We start from the raw sequence: 18999 nt of genomic DNA on the forward strand, positions 1-18999 counted from the left end.
GCCAACGACGCTGCGAGCACGAACCACCGCGCGGTGGCGTGCGTGGGCTTGCACCCGTGGTGCGCGTCTCGCTGTGGCGGGCTGTGCATGGTGGGGAGTGTACGCCACGCGCGCGTGGTCGTTACAGCTTGACCCAGGTGAGCTCATGCCGGTTGTGCGAGAGGTGCAGCAGGCGCGAGCCCGGGATGGCGGCGAAGCCCGCGACGCTCTCGTGGTCCGTCTCCCCTTGGAACTTGAGCGTGCACACGAAGCGCTTGGCGGCGCCCAGCGCGAGCCACTGCTGCACCATGGCCAGCAGCCGCGCCGGGTAGCAGATGACGTCTGAGAAGAACCAGTCGAACGGCCGCTCCACGTGGTCCTCGGGGCGCAGCGCGAAGGCGCTCCCCTCGATGCTGTGGACGTTCGGGAGGGCCGCGACCTCCGGCGCGAGGGGGGCCTTGTCGACGCTGGTCACCTCGGCTCCGAGTCCCGCGAGCACCCACGTCCACCCGCCTGGCGAGGCCCCCATGTCGACACAGCGCTCCCCAGGCGCGGGGTGCTGCTGGAGCAGCGTGAAGGCCTCCCACAGCTTGCGATAGGCGCGGCTGGGCGGGCCCTCACGGTCCTCGGCGAACACCACCTCGCCGTGTGGGAACGGGCTCCTGCGCGTGGCGCTGAACAGCAGCCGGTCGCGCCCGAGCAGCGTGAAGGCGCCCAGCGCAGCGTCCGGCAGAGGGGTAGGGAAGGGCCAGCTGCGCGTCTTGATGGGCGGCAGCTTGTCGGCGATGAGGCTCATCCGGCGGTGATGCGCGTCGCCACAGGGCACCCAGTTGCGCTGCACGGCGCGCAGCGCGCTCGCGGCGTCCCCGATCGACGTGATCACCCGGTGCTCGGGCGCGAGCCACACGTCCTGCGCCCACACGCTCTCGACCGGGGGGCCTTCGCACAGCACGAGCTGGCCGTGTACGTGCCAGGCAGGACCCACCTCGCGCAGCACCTCGTCGATGAGCCCGGGTGGCGCCAGGTAGCCCGTCAGCTGCGCGGGGACGTGCTGCGGGGCCTCGGGCAGCGTGGTCGGGGCGTCGTCACGGCGGCGGTCGTGAGCCTCCCTGGCGTCGTTCGCTTTGCGCCCTTGCTCGCGGCGGCCGCGGGACGGCGACTCGGTGTGCGACTTCGCGGAAGGGCGCGCGCTCTTTGGCGAGCCGCCCTGAGCGCGACGCGGCCCGGCGGCTCGTCGTGTGTCCCCCGACGGGTTCGTGGCCTCGGGTCGGCTCCCAGGTGCGTCCCCGCGCTTGTTCGCGACGCGCGCCTTCGAGGAGGGTCGCTGCGCCTTCGGTGCGCCCGGTCGCTTCAAGCGCGCCCCGACGTGGGCCGGGCGAGCCCGCTCTGGCGCACGTGCTCCGCCAACAGCACGCTGGCGGCGGCGGCCACGTTGAGGCTCTCCACGTCCCCCGTGCCCGGGATGAACAGCGCTCGCTGGGCGAGCTTGCGGAGGCCTTCGGAGATCCCCTCGCGCTCGGCGCCCAGCGCCAGCACGCACCGCTTCGGGAGCCGCGTGTCGAACACGCTCTCTCCCTGGTGAGCGTCCGCGACGAACAGCGGGACACCGCGCTCTTTCAACGCGGCGAGCGCGTCCAGCGGGCGGTTGAGCCGGATCAAGGGGACGGCCTCCGCCGCGCCCTCCGCCACGCGGGTGCCTGCAGGTCCCAGGCCCGGCGTGCTGCTGGCGGGCACGAGCAGCGCGTCCACGCCAAAGTGCGCGGCGGTGCGCAGGATGGCGCCCAGGTTGTGGGGGTTGCGCACGCCGTCCAGGTACAGCACGCGCAGCGGCTCGTCCGACTGGGCGCGCTGGGCCGCGGCCGCGCGCTCGAGCACGTCGTCGAAGCTCGGTGTGGGCGCGGGGTCCACGTAGAAGCACACGCCCTCGTGGTGCACGCCCCCCGTGATGCGCTCGAGGTCCTCGGCGCTGACGATGTTGTAGCCCAGGCGCCTGCGCGCCATGTCCTCCACGAACCAGCCGAACTCGCGCAGCCGCGCCTCTTCCAAGAACGCGCGGCGCACGTCCAGGGGGCGGGCGCGCGCCACCGCGCGGCACGCGGCGACCCCGTAGACTCGTTGGTTGTTGTCGGCCACGGCCGGATGGTAGCAGCGCGGGCCGATCGCGCTCGCCGGCGTGAGCTACCGATGGGCTGCTACGCGTCCTCGGGCAGCAGCGCGGCCAGCGCGCTCGTAAACGAGGGCGGCGGCTCGGCGTCGAACGACAGCGCCTCGCCCGTGAGCGGGTGCGTGAAAGCCAGCGTGCGCGCGTGCAGTAGCAGCCGAGCGCACGGGATGGGGGTGCGCCCCTCGTCGCGCAGGTCGCGGATGTACACGGCCTCGCCCAGCACGGGGTGGCCAGCCTCGGCGAGGTGGATGCGGATCTGGTGCGTGCGCCCCGTCTCGAGCCGCAGGCGCACGCGCGTCATCATCCCGTGCCTTCCGCGCAGGGGCTCCGCGTGCACGATGTGCGTCACGGCCCGCTGCCGGTGTCCGCCGCGGGTGTCGTCGCGCGCACTCCCGCGCAGGCCGTCGCCCCGGTCGCGCACCAGCTCCGACTCGATGGTCTGCGTGCCGATCACCCCCTGCACCACCGCCACGTACTCGCGCTGCGCCTGGTGGCGCTTGAACACCTCGTGCAGCGCGCGCTCGCTGGTCTTCGTGCGGGCGAAGCACATCACCCCCGAGGTCTCCTTGTCGAGCCGGTGCACCACGAACAGCGAGGCCTGAGCGCCCGCCTTGCGTCGCGCGGCGCTGGGCTTCGCCACCGTCTGGCGTAGCGCGTCCAGCACCGTCGGCTCGGCCGCGGGGGCGTGCGAGCTCTTGTCGTGGGGCGCCGTGGACACGTGCGGGGGCTTGTGGACGATCACCAGGTGCGGGTCTTGGTGCAGCACACGCAGCTCCGCGTACTCGTTGCGGCGCACGCGGGGGGCCGACTCACGCAGCTCGATGCGCTCACCGCCGCGCAGGCGCCGCGCCGGGTCGAGCTCGCGCTCGCCGTCCAGAAACACCTTCCCGCTGCGGCACAGTGCGCGGACGTTGTTCCACGAGCGCTCGGGCGCGAACCGGCGCAGGGCCGCCGCCAGCGTCTCGTCGGCGATGCCGCGCAGCTCCGTGTCGTTCGGCGTCTCGCTCATGCGCGCTTCGTAGCAGGGGCTGGCCGGGCGGCACGCGGACGGCGTACGGCCCTCGGGGGCTCTGCTATCTTGCGGGGGTGCGTCCCGAGCTCCCGTGTCTGCCCATGGCCCCGAGTCGCGCACGCATGAAGGCACGTGCGCGCGGCGTGTTCGCGTGTGGGATGGTGTTCGCGCTGCCATGGGCGTTCGCGGCGTGCGACGGCGGGGGCGGGGATGCACGCGCCGACGGTGGGCTCTTGGACGCTGGCCCAGACGCGACCACCGATCTGGGCCCGGACGCGGCGACCCCGAGCGGACCCTCCCTCGTGGTCGCGCCCCTCGCGCGCTTGCCCTACGTCGAGGCGGGCGGGGGCGAGGTCTCGCTGGCGCTCGAGCTGCACAACGCGGGCGACGCGCCCACCGCGCTGACCTTCAGCCTCTCGGGCGACCCGCTGCTCGCGCTGGACCCCACGGTACCCGCCTCCCTCGGCGCGGGACAGCTCGGCACCCTCACCCTGCGCTTCGCCGGCTCGCCCACCCAGCACGTCGCGCTGGGGACGCTCACCGTCGGCTGGGCGGGTGGCGAGCGCACCGTCCAAGTGGTGGCCGTCGCAGGCGCGACGGGTCTGCCCACGGCGGCCTACGAACCGGTCCTCGCGGCGGGGGGCACACCGTGTGGCGTGGGCGCGACGGTCGCCCTGCCAACGGCGCCGTTTCCGCACGCAAGCGCCAACTACACGGACGCGAGCGTGCGCGTCTTCGTGCCCAGCGGCTATCGCCAGCACGCGGACCACGACCTGGTGCTGCACTTCCACGGGCACAACACCACCCTCGCCAGCACGCTGGCCGGGCACTCCTACGAGCAGCACGTCTGCGCCAGCGGCGTCAACGCGCTCTTGGTCGTCCCGCAGGGCCCGGTGAACGCGGCCAGCGGCAACTTCGGCAAGCTGATGAGCCCTGCCGGTACCGCGGCGCTCCTCGATCAGGTGCTGGTGCTGCTCTACCGCGACGGCTACGTCGACTTCCCCGTCCGTGGGCAGCTCACCTTGACCGCGCACTCGGGCGGGTACCTGGCCGTGGCCGCCAACGCGAACGCCGCGGACCTGCGCGTGACGCAGGTGCACCTGTACGACGCGCTCTACGGGAGCATCGCGGCCTTTCGCACGTTCGCCACCTCGGGCGGCGGCCTGCGCAGCAACTACACGTCATCGGGCGGCACGCTCACCAACAACCAGAGCTTCGCGGCGAGCCTGGCTGCGGACCACCCCGACGTGTCCCTGAGCGAAGACGCCACGTTGCCTGCGCTGCGCAACGCGGCGAGCGTCGTCGACTACACGCCCTCCTCGCACAACGGCGCTACGCGCTATCGCAACGCGTATGGCGACCGGCTGCGCTTCGGGAGTCGGCGCGGTGTGGCAGGCGGTCGCATCGAGCTGCGCAGCGCGACGGCCACGGCCGGCACCGCCACGGTCACGTTCCTCGCGCCACGCGACGAGCAGCGCGTGGGCTTCGTGGTGGAGGCGGCTGCGGGCACCGAGCCCTTCCGGGCGGTGGCAGAGGTCGCGCCGGGCGCCGAGACCGCGAGTTGGTCGGTGACCGGGGACGCCGCGCTGCGTGTACGTGTGCGCTCCCGGCTCGACGATCCAGGCACCATCGCGGAAGCCAGCGACACCTACGCGCTCACCCCGGACGCCGACGTGCTCGTGGTCGACGCGTTCGAGCGCGTGCTCGGAGGGTCCCATGGCGCGCGCGCTCACGACATCGCCACACGCGTGGGCGTGCCCCTCGGCGCGAGCACCGTCTCGCACCGCGCCCTCACCGAAGACGGGTTCGAGCTCACCGGCTACCGCGCGGTGGTGTGGCTCGCGGGCGATCAGTCGCGCGACGACGAGCCCATCAGCGCAGACGAGCAGCTCCTGCTCGGCGACTACCTCGACGCCGGGGGGGCGCTGCTGGTGAGCGGCAGCGAGGTGGCGTTCTCGCTGCAGGGCGGCGCGTTCCTGGGTCGCCTGGGGGCGGGATACGTGAGCGACGACGCGGGCTCCCTGGTCGTGGGCGACGCGGGCGCGCTGGGCGGCGCGTTCGTCGACCTGGGCTTCGGCGGGCCGAACGCGGCCTACGAAGAAGACTTCCCCGACGTGCTCTCCGCCGGGATGGGTGCGGACGTGTTGCTGCGCTACGGAACGGGCGGAGCGGCCGCCGTCGGCGTCGCAGGGCGTGCGGTCTTGGTCGGCTTCCCGCTCGAGGTCGTGGACGACGACGCCCAGCGCACAGCCCTCACGACAGCGCTCTTGGCGTTCGCGACGGGCAGCTGACGCGCTGGCTCAGGGCTCAGGGGGCGGGAGGGACCCCGCGTCGCACGGCCAGCGGAACCTCGCGCAGGGCGATCACCGACTGCCCGTGCGCGACGTCCGCGCCCATCGCGAAGCTGAGCTCCCCCTGGTCCTCGGCCACGCCGTCCAGCACGTACCAGTCAGCGGCGACCGAAGCGCGGGTGATCTCCAGCGTGAAGAACCCACGCTGCGACAGGTTGGCCCACGCGACGTGCGGGTGGCTGTCCGGTAGGCTGCGCGCGAGCGCGGCGCCGATGGTGGGCGGCAGCGGGAACGGGGAGGTCACGCCGGGCGCGACGAACTCCACGGCCAGCGCGTCACGTGTGGGGTCGAAGTCGGGCGCGAAGGGCGCGCGCGCGAGCATGTTGGCCCACGACGAGTGGATGTCGCCCGTCAGCACCACCGTCCGCCCTGGCGCGTGCTGCTCGATGCTGTCCAGCAGCCGCTCGCGCGCGCTGGCGTACCCGTCCCACTGGTCGTTGTTCTCCACGGGAAGGTCCAGCTGGCCCACCATGACCTGCTGCCCCAGCACCACCCAGCGCGCGCTGCTCTCGCGCAGCTGCTGGTCCAGCCAGGCCTCCTGCGCGACGCCCAACAAGCTGCGCTCGGGTGTGTCGAGCGAGAGGTCCGCCAGCTGGGGGTCGCGCCCCTCGAGGCGCGTGTCCAGCATCACCAGATCCAGCAGGGGACCATAGCGCAGCGTCCTGTGGAGCGGACCGTCCTCGCTGCGCCGCACGGGCAGCCACTCGTAGTACGCCTGCTGGGCGGCCGCCTTGCGTGTGGCCCAGGAGCCCTCCGTCGCCTCGTTGTGCCCGGGGGAGCCCGTGGCGTACGCGTTGTTCGAGGTCTCGTGGTCGTCCCACACCGCCACGATGGGGTTCTGGCGCAGCAGCTCCTGCAACTCGACCTCGCGGCGATACTGCGCGTGGCGCGTCCGGTAGTCCGAGAGCGTGACCAGCTCGCCCGGTGGCTCGTGGGCGCGCGGGAGGGTTCCGCTGGGGCTCTCGTACAAGAAGTCCCCCATGTGCAGTACGGCGTCGAGGTCGTCCCGCTGGGCCAAGTGCGCGTAGGCGTGGAACCACCCTTGCGCCAGGTTGCTACAGGCCACCACGCCAAAGCGCAGGGCGGGGACGTCCCCTTCGGGTGCGAGGCGCGTGCGACCCACCACGGACGCGCGCCCCTGGCTGCGGAAGCGGTAGTAGTAGGTGCGGCCCCAGCGCAGCTCGCCCAGCTCCACATGCACGCAGTAGTCCCGGCTCTCGGCCGCCATCACGGTCCCCGCCGCCACACGCTGCTCGAGCGCGGGGTCCAGCGCCACCTCGTAGTAGACCGGCACCTCGCTCGGCGATGTCCCTGGCGATGCTTCGGGAGACACGCGCGTCCACAGACGCACGCTGTCCGCGCCAGGGTCCCCGCTGGCCACGCCATGTGCGAAGAGGCCCGCGGGCCCGGTCCCGGCGCTCGCCGCGCTGTCTTCGTAGGTCGGCAGGTCGCGCGGCAGCGACGGACCGTCGTCGCAGCCCAACAACGCGCTCGAGGGCAGCGTCGCCAACGCGGGCGTGAGGGCGGCGCCGGCCGCCGCGGCGGACTGACGCAAGAAGGACCGGCGCGAGCTCATGCGGCAGCATAGCGCAGGCTCCCATTCTGGGTGCTATCGTGCGCGCCCATGCCGCGACCCCAGCTCCACGCGCTTCCCCGACGCCACCCCCTCGGTGTCTCCGTGCTCCCCACGCTCGCGGCGCTGTGTGCCCTCGGGCAAGGCTGCGCAAGCCTCCCGGACGCCCCTCGTGAGCGCGGCCTCTACGTCGACGTGCGCAAGGCGATCGACTTCGAGGAGCAAGTAGACTGGGTCGCCGACCGCCTCGAGGTCGATCACGTGCTCCCCAACGTCATGGGCAGTGTCTGCCGCACCTCGGCCGAGACTCGCCGCAACCTGATCGACTGGTTGGACGTGCAGATCGCGTCGGAGGGTGGTCCGGCCCGCGACCTCTACGAGCGCGAGGGGCGTCGGCGCACCTCCGCCGTCAAGCGCGTGCTGACCCTGGAGCGCACCCGCGCGCTGCTGCTCCGTGCCCACGAGCTCGCCGAAGAGGACTGCCCCTTCTGGCTGGAAGAGGAAGAGGACTTCCGTGGCCTGCAGGGCGACGAGGGCCGCATGGTGCTGCTGCTCGAGAGCATGGGCGGCGCCGCGCTGACGGTGACCGACGGACAGACCGCGTTCGGCGGCGGCGGCGTGGGGCGCATCGTGCTGGCGGGGGGCGTCTCCCGACGACTGACCCTGGGCGTGGGCTTCGGCGTGGGCGCCGACGGCGAGCTGCCCGAGACGGAGACCGGCGGCCGCTCGTTCGAGGCCGTGATCGCGTTCCAGGTCCCCATCGTCCTCCGGCTCAGCTTCATCAGCCGCGTGTTCGACATGGAGGTGGACCTCACCAGCCGCCTGCGCGACGGAGACCTGCAGACCCCAGGCATCCGCTTTGCGCTCTCGTACGGTCTCTCCGCGCCCCGCACTTCGAGCCTCATGCCCTACGTCCTCGCCTGGGTCGGCTACGAGATCGTCCCGGGGGGACGCAACGACCCCGCGTCGCACATCATCTGGCTCGGGACCAAGGTCGGCTTCGACTGGGACCCCTGAGCGCGCGTCCACGCGAGCGCACCGTCACGGCCGCGTTCACGCTGCTCGCTCGTGGTAACGTACGCCGATGACGTCGGCGTGCACCCGACTCCGGTCCGTTCTCGGTTTGGTGGGCCTGCCCGGCCTGCTGGCTGCCGCGTCCCTCTATGGGTGCCACACGGGTGCCCCGTCGCCACCGCCGCCCCCACCGCCCGTGGTGCAACCGATCGCGCCGGCCGCGCTGCCTCCACCCGGGGCGCTTCCGGCCTCACCAGCGGCACTTCCCCCCGCCGCGTCACCTGCAGCCGCAGGGGCTTCTCCCGTTGCGGCGGCCGTCGGCCCCTCGCCCAGGACGCCGCTGGTCGACGCCTCGACGCACGTCGTCATCGCGGGGCTCTTGCGCTTCAGCGACCCCAGCCTCGCGGGCTTTCGCGTGGAGGACCGGCGCGACGTGGAGCTCGGCCGTGTCCTCGTCGCATCCGGCGTGCCCGCGGCTCAGGTGACCACCTTGCTGGACGAGCGCGCGACCCGCGCCGCGGTGCTCGAGGCCGTGGGTCGCGCGGCCGACGCGACCCCACGCGGAGGAACGCTGCTGTTCTACTACGCGGGCCACGGCATCCGGACGCGGCAGGGCGACATCGCCTACGTGGCCTACGACACCCTCGGCAGCGACGCCTCGCGCCCCGGCATCTCGGTGGAGGACCTCTTCGCGGTGCTCGCCCCACGCGTGGTCGGCAAGCGCGTGGTGCTCCTGGGCGACTGCTGCCACTCGGGTGGGCTCGGGGACCTGGCCGCGCGTCTGGGTACGCTGGGGATCACGGCGCTGAGCCTCACCTCGGCGGATGCCAGCAACCTGTCCACTGGCAACTGGACCTACAGCCAGCTGCTGCTCGAGGGGCTGCGCGGCGACGCGGCGCTCGATGGCGACGCCGACGGTGAGGTCGACCTCGCCGAGCTCGAGCAGGGCGTGCGCGCCGCCATGCGCTACCGCGAGCGTCAGCTGAGCGGGGCCAACCTCACGCGCGTCGAGCCGACCCGCGTCCGCGTGGCGGTGCGCCAAGGCGGCGCGCGCGCGGGCGCGCAGGCTGGACAGTTCATGCGCGACCGGCATGGGCACGTGGTGCGCGTTAACCGCGTGGACGGGCCCAGCGCCACGGTGCGCCGCTACGACTACGCGCTCTCGCACGATGCGCTCGTGCCCGTCGCGGACCTGAGCCCCATCACGACCACGCGCTACCCGGTGGGCACGCAACTGATGGTGGAGTGGGGCGGCCGCGAGTGGCCCGCCGTCGTCACGGACCAGCAGGGCGACTTCGCGTTCATCACGTACCCAGGCTGGCCGCACTACTGGGACGAGTGGATCCTGGACGATCGCGTTCGGCGGGTCGTCGCTCCTGCGCCCTGACGGCTTCGCCATGAAGGCGGCACCCCGGGCCGACGGATGGCGAAGGCGCTGCGAAAATGGTCGTTGCCGCGCTTCGGCCTGGTGCGATAGGACCAAAGAACGGGTGGCCGGGCCGTGTCCACGTCGAGCCGGTGTCTGCGCGGTCGCCCGTGGGTCGCATGCAGCGCGCCGCTCGGTTCGCAGTCAGGAAAGCCACGGATGCCCCACCTCATCACGACCCCGCGCACCCGGTTCTCACACGCCTCGGCCAGTCGCGCCGTATCTCGCGCGACGTTCGCCTCGGCGTGGGCCTGCGCCCTGGTGCTCGCCGGTGGGGCCCTGCGTCCGTCCGTGGCGCGCGCGGATCAGCAGGGGGGCTGGGAGCTCATGCTGTCCGGGCGCCTCGACGTGCCCTACGGCGAGCCGCTGCAGGTCTCGGGGGTGGCCTATTCCGTCAGCGGGTTGGACGACCTCCAGCCTCACGCGGGGGAGGTCGAGGCGGAGCTGCGCCACTACGACCGCGAGTCACAAACGTGGTCCGTGCTCGGGCGTGGCTCGGTCACGTCGGACCGCGAGGGGCGCTTCGCGCTGAGCGTCGGAACGCCGACGCACTCCGCCAGCCAACTCCAGCTGCGTGTCCGTGTCGGAGGGCAGGTGGGTCGCTGGTTCGAGCACGGCGTGCGCCTGCGGCCCGCGCAGCGCGTCGATCTGCTGGCGGACCGTCACTTGTACGAGCCCGGAGAGAGCGTCCATGTGTGGGCGCTGGCGCGGAACGTGACGACGGGCGCGCCGCTGCCCCAGGCGGCGTTCGCGCTCACCATCACGGACCCACGCGGGCGCGCGCTGCTCGAGCGGCAGGTCGTGGCCGACGTGAGCGGCTCGGTGTCGGTGGACCTCCCGCTCCCGAGCTCGGCGGGACACGGCGAGTATCAGGTGGTCGCTCGGGTGACGCTCCCACAGGGAGACGCGTTCAGCGGGTCGCGCGGGTTCGTCGTGGGGCGGCGCACCGTGGAGCGGCTCTTGGCGGAGCTGACGCTGGACCAGCGGGTCGTGCGCCCGCGGCAGCGCGTCACGGGGCGCGTGGCGGTGCACACGCCGAGCGGCGCACCCGTGGTGGGAGCCTCGGTGGCCATCGAGCAGGCCCTAGGCCAGGGGACGCAGGCCGTGACCGACGACGCGGGCGTGGCGGAGTTCGCGTTGTCGGCGCCGAGCTACCTGCTGGGCGACATGGGGACCACCGAAGTGACCGTGCGCATCTCCCACCCCGGTCATGGGGCGCTGCATCTGGGCGGCAGCTACGTCCTCGCGCGCACGCGCTTTCAGGTGGAGGTGCACGCGGCCTCGGGTGGCGTGGTGCCAGGGGTGCCGACCTTTGCGTACCTGAGGGTGAGCGACGCGCTGGGCGAGCCGGCTCCCGAAGGCTCGACGGTGGAGGTGAGCGGCCCAGCGGTGCCAGGTGGACGCCATCGCGCGCTCACCGACGCGCATGGCTTGGTGCAGGTGCCCGTCGCGCTCGACCTGGCGGACGTCGCGCCTGTGCGCACCAGCGGCCTTCGATGCCCGAGCGGGCCGGCCACGCTGCTCGACGTGTCGATCGAGGCATCGGCGGAGGGCGAGGCGCAGGGGTCGCCCGCACGGGCGCAGCGCGCGGCTCCCGTGCAGACGCGCGCCTGTCTGTCGGTGGCGCGTGATGCGACCGTGGTGCCGCGCGTGGCGAGCGCCGTGGTGGACCAAGGCGGGGAGGTCGAGGTGGAGCTCGCGCGACGCGCCACCGCCCGTGACGCGACCATCTTGGTCGAGCTGCTGAGCGATGACGGCGCGGCCGTGCTCGCGTCAGCCTGGGCACAGCGCGGCGACGCGCGCGTGACGCTGCGCCTGCCGCCGCACGCCCTCGGGGTGCTGCGGGTGCGCGCGCGGCCCGTGGCCCCCGCCAACGCGCGCGCGGCGCTCGACGCCGACGGCGCCGTGGGCGTCGGTGTGGGTGCGCACGACGCGCTGCTCGTCCGGCACGCGGACGCCTTCGCGCTGAGCCTCGCGCGCGACCGCGAGGTGTACGACGTGGGCACGCGCGCGGAGCTGGCGCTCGAGGCCAACCCCGCGGCGCCTGGCCGGGCGTGGGCCACGCTCGTCGCGCGCGACCTCGCCGCGCACGGGGGCGAGCCGAACTACGCGCTGCCCGTGCTCGAAGACGCGCTGCGGTCGTCCGTCGTCGACCGCAGCGCCGGGAACGAGCTGTTGGTGCGTGCCACGCTGGCAGCCGCGTTGGAGCGCGACTCGGCGCCCAACGAGCCGCCTCCTCTCGCGCCCGCGCCCTGGGACCGACGCGGCCGCACCTTCCGCGGCAACACCGAGCGCGGGGTGCTACGCGACCCCCTCGCGGCGCGCGAGGAGCTGCGCCGCCGAGAGCTGGGGCGCGTCATGGTGATGCTCGAGCACCGTGTGGACGCGCTCCCTGCCGATGGCTCCGCGCGTGACGACGTGGTGAGCGGTAGCGGCGCGCGGCAGGACTTCCGGGCGGACGTGCTGGCGCACCTTCACCAGCAGCGCAACGGGGCAGACTACCGCACGCTCGGCGGCGAGACGATGACCGTGCGCATGCTCTCGGAGGTGGATCGCAGCTTCACGTTCGACGCGGTCGCCCGACGCGTGGCGCGGGCCAAGCTGGTGCGCCTGATGGCGGCCATCGCGGCCTTCACCAACCCCGACGACGAGACGGCAGCGCGCGCCTCGTCAGGACTTCCACCCGAGCAGTGGCTGTCACGGCTGGTGCAGATGGGGGCGGTTCCACCAGCCGCGTTGCTCGACCCCTGGGGCCGGCCTTTCGTGTTCCGGCATGCGGGGTCTCGGCGCCCGCCCGTGATGCTCAGCGACCGGGCCCCCGGTTGGGAGCTCATTTCGGCGGGGCCAGACGGGCGCGCGGGCAACGGCGACGACGTGCTGGATCCGTTCGCGCGCGTCGTACCGCGCGGCACCGTGTACGCCGTGGCCTCTGGCGAGGACACGCTGATGCGCGCGCTGGCCCTGCTGGCGCCCGGCCCCGACACGCTCGCGCGCATGCACGTCGCGTACACGACGATGTCGCAGGCAGCCCGTGACGAGCGCGCACCCTCGGCGACGGTCGCGACGACGACCGAGGCCAGCCCCGACACCGCCGTGGCGGGTCCACAAGACCGTGGACAGCTGGACTTCGATGACAGCGACCTCGTGACGGGTGATCTGGTGCGGCCCAATGGAGAGGTGCTCAACGTGCGCAGGCGCGCCGAGGCGGCGAGCGGCGAGGCGATCGATGCGCTGTTCGAGCTCGAAGAGCAGAGGGCCAGGTCGCGGGAGGCGACGCGCGCGCCCGCGCCTCCCCCGCCGCCCATGGTCGGGGGCTCTACCTTGGCGACCTTGTCCGAGCGCATCCGCGAGGACTTCCCCGCGACCCTCTTCTTCGTCGGCCGCGTCGCCCTCGACGGTGCGCGCACCCCCGTGACCATCCCGCTGGCCGACGCGCTCACCACCTACCGCGTGGAGGCCATCGCGTGGACCGGGTCGGGCTTCGTCGACGTCGCCCGCACGACGCTGCGGGTCGATCAGAGCGCCACCGTGGACACTCCCGTGCCCAACGCTGCCGTGGTGGGCGACGTGGTGCGCTTCCCCGTGCGCGTCGCCAACCGCACCGCCGAGCCCCTCGACGTTCTGGTGGACGTCACCTCCGAGGGCGTCGAGGTGGTGCCGCCGCAGGCGGTCGCGCTGCGGGTTCCGCCGCGTGACGCGGCCGAGACGACGTTGGAGATGCGCCTCCCGGTCGTCGGCGAGGGGCACCTGGTGGTGCGCGCTGTGCGCGCCGACACGCGCGCGCCCCTCGACGCGGTGCGCCGTCCCCTCGCGGTGCGCGCGGATGCGCGTCTGGTGCACTTCTCCCAGCAGGTGCTGGTGGTGCCTGGGGAGGCGCTGCACGTGGAGGTTCCGGCCGACGCGAGCGAGCGCGGACCTGGAGAGCTGCGGGTGGCTTCTGGCGTCGCGATGTTCGGCGCATACGATATCCCCGACCTGACCGAGCGCGGCTGGGCGCGCCGCATGGCCGCGCTCGAGGTGCCGTCCGACGAGCGCCAGCACGCGCGCGACGTGCTGCAGGCCAGCCGCCCCGACGAAGCACGCCACATCGGGGGCGACCCGGCGCGCCTGGCGCGGGCCGTGTCCATCCTGTGGCAAGACGCGGGGACGAGCGACATGGTGCTGGGCCGCGGGCTGCGCGCCATCACGCGTGTCATCGAGGGCGAGAGCGCGGATCCGCGGCGCGTCGAAGCGCGCTGCGCCGCGCTGCTGGGCCTCGCGCCGGCCGCGCAGGGCTCGGGGCGCTCCGCATTGCAGGAAGACCTGCGCGCCCTGGTCGGCGACCTGCGCGCCGAGGTGGGCGACGGGGCTGCGCGCCTGGACGACCGGCACGGAGCGACGGCGCTGACCTGCGCGGCTGCGTCGCTCGCGCTCACGCGCGGCAGCGTCCCGGACGAGCGCGCGGCCGAGCTGCTGCGCCGCGCCGGAGCCTTCATGGTGGCCATGGGCGAGGGCACCCTGGTGGAGGATCCCACCCGCGACGGCGCGCTGGCCCGCACCCTCCCCACGGCCTACGCGGCCTTGGCGATGATCGGCCAGGACCGCGCCGCCGCCGCGCTGCGCTTTCTGCGCGCACAAGCCGACGTGGCCGAGGCCGTGCGCGGCAGTCGCGCGCAGGCTCCTTCGGTGGCTGCCCTCGCCATGCTCGCGCGCGGCGTGCCCGACCGCCTCGGCGTCGCCCTCGATGGACGCGCCGTGGAGGTCCGCTCGGCGGACGGAGTGCACGTGGCCTCCCTCGAGGGATTGGGTCGCCCGGGCCGCCACAGCGTGCGGGTCGACACGCCCGTGCTGGCGTTGGTCTACCTCGACGTGCGCTACGGTCGCCCGTGGGCCGCCGCACCCGAGCGTCCGATGCCTGTGGACATCGAGCTGACGGGTGAGGTCGGCGCCCGCGACACCCGGGCGGGCCTGGCGCTCACGCTGCGCAACCGCATGCCGCGCACGCTCGCGCGGGGGGTCGCCGAGATCGACCTGCCCGCGGGCGTCGAGCTCGACCAGCCCACGCGCGAGGCCCTCGCGGGGCGTGTACGCAGCGTGTCGCAGACGGGCCGCACGTTGGTGCTGGAGCTGCGCCCGCTGCCAGCCGGTGGAACCCTGACCTTGCCGCTGCCCATTCGGCACAGCGTCTCGGGATCGCTCCGCGGCCTGGGCGTGGCCGTGTACGACGCCACCGTGCGTGGCGGCAGCGTGCGACCCGCGGCCGTGCTCCCCTCGCGCGCGCTGGTCATTCCCGACGAGGGCCCCGAGCCCGACGCCGCCGAGGCGCGCCAGCAGACTCCCCCGACACCCGTCCCGATGCCCGCCCCGCTGCCGCGACCGATCGACGTGCTCCACCCCGTCGCCGCCGTCGGCGCACACGAGACCACGCCAGGGCGCACTTTTGGCGTGCACTCAGGTGGCTGATAGTGTGATTCTTGTGAGGTGACGCACCAACAGCACTCCTCATCCAACGTGGTCTTCGCGCTTCATCGTCGCTCATGGCACTGCGTGTCGAACTTGCTCCTGGCCGGGGCGCTGGTGAGCACCGTGGCCTCGTGTGGGTCGGGCACCCGCAGCATCACGGACTACCAGAACCTCCCGGGCGGCAACCCGCTGGTGCCCGAGGTCGCGGCCCTGCCGTACCCCAGCGACTTCTACCTGGAGGACGACGCCAGCACCGCGACCGGCCGGCGCATCGCGCTCCCGCCCGAGGTCATGCCGCGCAGCGTGGACGCCGCGCTCTTCCAGCAGGACGGCTTCACCATCATCCCGGCCATCGTCGCGTACCTCCCGGGAGGCACGGACGTCGCGAGCCTGCCGAGCCCGACCGACCACGCGCAGTCCGTGGCCGACAGCTCGTCGGTCATGTTGGTGCGCGAGGACACGTGGGAGCGCGTGGGGGTGCTCGCCGAGCTCGACCAGACCACCACTGACGTGTCGCAGCAGGCCATCCTGATCCGCCCGCTGCGCGCGCTCGAGTACGACACGGGCTACGTCGTCATCCTGCGCGACTCGCTACGGCGCTTGGACGGCACTCCGCACGAGCCCAGCGAGGTGTACGCCGCGCTACGCGACCGGGCGCGCACGGGCATCGACGAGATCGACCGGCAGCGCGACGACTTCGAGCTGGTGCGCGCGGCCATCGAGGGCACGGGCCTCGACCAGGACGAGGTGGTGCTGGCCTGGTCGTTCCACACGCGCTCCGAGGAGGCGGTGACCCGCCCGCTGGTGAGCATGCAGCTGGCCGCGAACACCGCGCCCATCGGGGACTACGCCATCACCAGCGACGTCATCGACGGCACCAACCGGCAGATCCGCGGGACCATGGACGTGCCCAACTTCGTCGACCCCGAGACGAGCGATGTCGTGCTCGACGCGCAGGGGGATGCGGTCCAGGTGGGCGTGCGCGAGGTGCCCTTCGTCTTGACGATTCCGGAGACCATCGACGAGCCGCGGCCCGTGCTCATCTACGGGCACGGCTTCCTCGGCACCGCCGACCAGGCGACGCGCGGCTCGTTCAACCAGCTGTGCCAGGACTACCGCCTGAGCGCTGCCGCCGTCGAGTTCGGCTTTCACGAGGGCGTGGTGCCCATCGTGTCGAGCGCGTTCGGTGGCAACTGGGTGAGGATGAACGAGGTGGTGGCCGAGGTGGAGCAGACGTTCGTGAACTCCACCTTCCTCGCGCGCCTCATCCGCGAGCGCTTGGCCGACGAGCTCACCCGCGATCCGATGGACGGGGGCGATCCCCATGGCTTGCTGGACGACCAGAACGTGCACTACATGGGCATCTCGAACGGCGGCACCTTCGGGTACGTGATGGCCGCCACCAGCCCCCAGCTCGAGCGCGCGGTGATGGTGGTTGGGGGCGGCGGCCTGATCCACTTCCTCCAGCGCGCAACGCAGTGGAACAGCTTCGGCCCGCTGCTGCGCTTGGTCATCCGCGACCCCATCGACCAGCAGCTGGCGTTCTCGATGATCCAGCAGGTGCTCGATCCGGTCGACGCGATGAACTACATGCCGCACCTGGTGGGTGACCGCTTTCCGGGGATGCGCCCGCTGCGCGCGTCCATGCACATGGCGGTCAACGACAGCCAGGTGAACAACCTCGTGACCGAGTGGGCCATGCGCACGGCGGACATCCCGATGATCGTCCCGAGCCCCCGCGACGTGTGGGGCCTCCGCACCCTCATGGCCCCCGAGCCCGACGGAGCGCCCGCCGACGTCCTGGCCGCGATGCACGTCTACGACGAGCACGTCACGCCCTCGCCCATCACCAACATCCCGCCCGCCGAGGACAACGGCACGCACGGCACCGTGCGCGACCTGCCGTCCTATCAGGTGCAGGTGGGGCGCTTCCTCACGGAAGGCATCTTCGTGCACGCCTGTGACGGACCCTGCGACCCGAACTGAGCGCCGCGCGCGTTCGAGGACTTCCGGCCCTCGAAACTCGGTATCCTCGGCGGATGGGCCTCGGTGGCACGGCAAGGGCGCAGCGCGCACGTCAGGGTGCGTCGCGGCGGATCACCGCGCTCGCCGTGGGCGGGTGGCTCGCGGTTCTGCATGCGGGCTCGGCGTGGGCGCAGACACCGGACGCGGGTGACTCGCCGGGGGGAGACGTAGGGGAGGAGACCACGCCTGCCCCGCCCCACGACGGCGCGTGGGACGACCAAGATCCAGACGCAGGGGTGGAGTCCACGCCTGCCCCGCCTGACGACGGCCGGTGGCGCGACCCCGACGAAGGCGGCGGCGTTGCCGTGCGTCCACCAACACCGCCCGCGCGCAAGCACGTCTTCCCCGTCGGGTTCGACGTCGGCTGGCGCGGAGACGGACGCACGAACGCCGCGGTGCTCGGCGGGGAGCTCTCGGTCGTCTGGTTCTCCCCCGAGCGCTCGATGTTCGGCGGCCCCGCCGACGGCAGCACGGGCTTCGGCCTGGTGTTCGGCGCCGTGTGGGTCAGCCGGCCGAGCCACTTTCGCGGGTCCGTCGGCCTCGAGGTGATGCGCTTCTTCAGTGAGGGGATGGTCGCCGGCATCGACGCCAGCGCCACCTTCCACACGCGGGGCGACCCGGTGGGCTTCCGCACGCGCGCCTTCCTCGGTGGGTACGGCATGATGCTGTACCTGGGCCTCGACTATCACGGCCGCGCCGGCGGTGAGGCTGGCGCGATGGTGAAGTTCCCGCTCGGCGCGTAGGCTGGACGGCGCGTCTCGCGCCGGCTCACGCGGACGCGCGCAGGCGCGTGGTCATCGTCTTCCAGCCGCCGTCCACGACGTTGCCCAGGAACGCCACCAGCCCCGACTCGTTGGGCTTCGGGTCGCGGCCAGACCCGAGCCGGCGCAGCTGCCGTGAGTACCAAGCCACCTCCATCAGCGCCATGCGGTCCACCGGGCCAATGCCCGTCGTGATGGGCGCCACGCGCTGGCGCGGCTCCTCCCCGCGCAAGAGGCGCGCGGCCACGTCGGGCTCGATGGCGACCAGGCGCGCCAGACCCACCACGTCCATCGCGCCGCTCTCCAGCGCTCTCCGCATGGCTCCACCGCTGCGGAAGCCGCCCGTGACCATGAGCGGCACCGAGACCGCGGCGCGCACCTTCTCGGCGAAGTCCAGGAAGTACGCCTCGCGCGCGACGGTGCTGGCCTTCTTCTCGGTCTTGCCCGTCATGGCCGGCGCCTCGTACGTGCCGCCCGAGATCTCCACCAAGTCGATGCCCGCGTCCGCAAGCGCGACGATGGTGGCCAGCGACTCCTCCTCGGTGAAGCCGCCGCGCTGGAAGTCGGCGGAGTTGAGCTTGATGGACACCGGAAACGCCGGGCCCACGGCGGCACGGATGGCGCGGTAGACCTCGAGCACGAAGCGCCGACGCTTCTCGGGCGTGCCTCCCCACGCGTCGTCACGACGGTTGTGGTGCGGCGACAGGAACTGGCTCACCAGGTAGCCGTGCGCGCCGTGGATCTGCACGCCGCTGAAGCCCGCCTGCTTGGCCAGGCCCGCGGCGCGGCCGAAGCGCGAGACGATGTCTTCGATCTCGGCGTGGGTCAGCTCGCGTGGGGTCCCGAAGTACGCGCTCATCGAAGGGTCGAACGGCACCGCCGAGGGTGACACCGTCTCGCGGTTGAGCCCCTTGGGCGCCTGCTTGCCCGGGTGGTTGAGCTGCATGAAGAGCGACGTGCCCGCGCGCGTGCCCGCCTTGGCCCAGGCGCGGAACGCGTCGAGGTCGCGCTCGTCTTCGAGCGCCACGTTGTGCGGCTCACCCAGCGCGCGCCGGTCCACCATGACGTTGCCCGTGATGCACAGGCCGAGGCCCCCGTCGGACCAGCGCCCGTAGAGCGTCTCCAGCTTGCGGGTGGCTCGGTTGTCCACGGTGCCGAGCGCTTCGCTCATGGCGGACTTGCCGATGCGGTTGGGCAGCTCGTGGCCGCAGGGGAGACGGAGGGGCTGGGCGAGGAGGTCGGCGGACATGTG

General features: G+C 73.0%; 11 protein-coding genes. 6 read left to right on the forward strand and 5 right to left on the reverse strand.

Translation table 11 applies throughout. The features are described from left to right. Window positions 1-121: 121 nt before the first annotated feature. The 3 genes from H6726_21825 to H6726_21835 form a co-directional block, all read right to left on the reverse strand. Window positions 122-1048 (reverse strand): hypothetical protein, encoded by a 927-nt coding sequence (locus tag H6726_21825; protein ID MCB9660297.1) that lies wholly within the window; start codon window positions 1046-1048, stop codon window positions 122-124. Between the two features lie 281 nt (window positions 1049-1329). Continuing rightward, window positions 1330-2112 carry an RNA methyltransferase gene (locus H6726_21830; GenBank protein MCB9660298.1) on the reverse strand — a complete coding sequence of 261 codons (783 nt, stop codon included), beginning with the start codon at window positions 2110-2112 and terminating at the stop codon, window positions 1330-1332. A 59-nt stretch (window positions 2113-2171) separates the two neighbouring features. After that, window positions 2172-3152 (reverse strand): RluA family pseudouridine synthase, encoded by a 981-nt coding sequence (locus H6726_21835; GenBank protein MCB9660299.1) that lies wholly within the window; start codon window positions 3150-3152, stop codon window positions 2172-2174. Window positions 3153-3277: 125 nt separating this feature from the next. Here H6726_21835 and H6726_21840 point away from each other — a divergent pair, with 125 nt between their 5' ends. Then, a complete protein-coding gene (locus tag H6726_21840; GenBank protein MCB9660300.1) occupies window positions 3278-5446 on the forward strand; it encodes a hypothetical protein in 2169 nt (722 codons plus the stop codon). A gap of 16 nt (window positions 5447-5462) precedes the next feature. On the opposite strand, the gene H6726_21845 is transcribed toward H6726_21840, so the two are convergent. Continuing rightward, window positions 5463-7082, reverse strand: coding sequence for an alkaline phosphatase D family protein (locus tag H6726_21845; protein ID MCB9660301.1), 1620 nt, complete (start codon window positions 7080-7082; stop codon window positions 5463-5465). A 48-nt stretch (window positions 7083-7130) separates the two neighbouring features. Here H6726_21845 and H6726_21850 point away from each other — a divergent pair, with 48 nt between their 5' ends. The 5 genes from H6726_21850 (at window position 7131) to H6726_21870 (ending at window position 17729) form a co-directional block, all read left to right on the forward strand. Then, window positions 7131-8096, forward strand: a complete 966-nt coding sequence (locus H6726_21850; GenBank protein ID MCB9660302.1) for a hypothetical protein — start codon at window positions 7131-7133, stop codon at window positions 8094-8096. A gap of 67 nt (window positions 8097-8163) precedes the next feature. After that, the gene (locus H6726_21855) at window positions 8164-9480 is read left to right on the forward strand and encodes a caspase family protein (GenBank protein ID MCB9660303.1); all 1317 of its coding nucleotides are present in this window, start codon (window positions 8164-8166) and stop codon (window positions 9478-9480) included. Window positions 9481-9678: 198 nt separating this feature from the next. Continuing rightward, complete coding sequence (locus H6726_21860; protein MCB9660304.1) at window positions 9679-14961, forward strand: hypothetical protein; 5283 nt, start codon at window positions 9679-9681, stop codon at window positions 14959-14961. 84 nt (window positions 14962-15045) lie between these two features. Further along, window positions 15046-16947 (forward strand): hypothetical protein, encoded by a 1902-nt coding sequence (locus H6726_21865; protein MCB9660305.1) that lies wholly within the window; start codon window positions 15046-15048, stop codon window positions 16945-16947. 53 nt (window positions 16948-17000) lie between these two features. Beyond that, the gene (locus H6726_21870; protein MCB9660306.1) at window positions 17001-17729 is read left to right on the forward strand and encodes a hypothetical protein; all 729 of its coding nucleotides are present in this window, start codon (window positions 17001-17003) and stop codon (window positions 17727-17729) included. A 25-nt stretch (window positions 17730-17754) separates the two neighbouring features. Here H6726_21870 and H6726_21875 read toward each other — a convergent pair whose 3' ends face one another. Next, window positions 17755-18996, reverse strand: coding sequence for an NADH:flavin oxidoreductase/NADH oxidase family protein (locus tag H6726_21875; protein ID MCB9660307.1), 1242 nt, complete (start codon window positions 18994-18996; stop codon window positions 17755-17757). Window positions 18997-18999 lie beyond the last annotated feature (3 nt).

The organism is Sandaracinaceae bacterium (genome assembly GCA_020633055.1).
GTDB lineage: Bacteria > Myxococcota_A > Polyangia > Polyangiales > Houyiibacteriaceae > JADJJE01.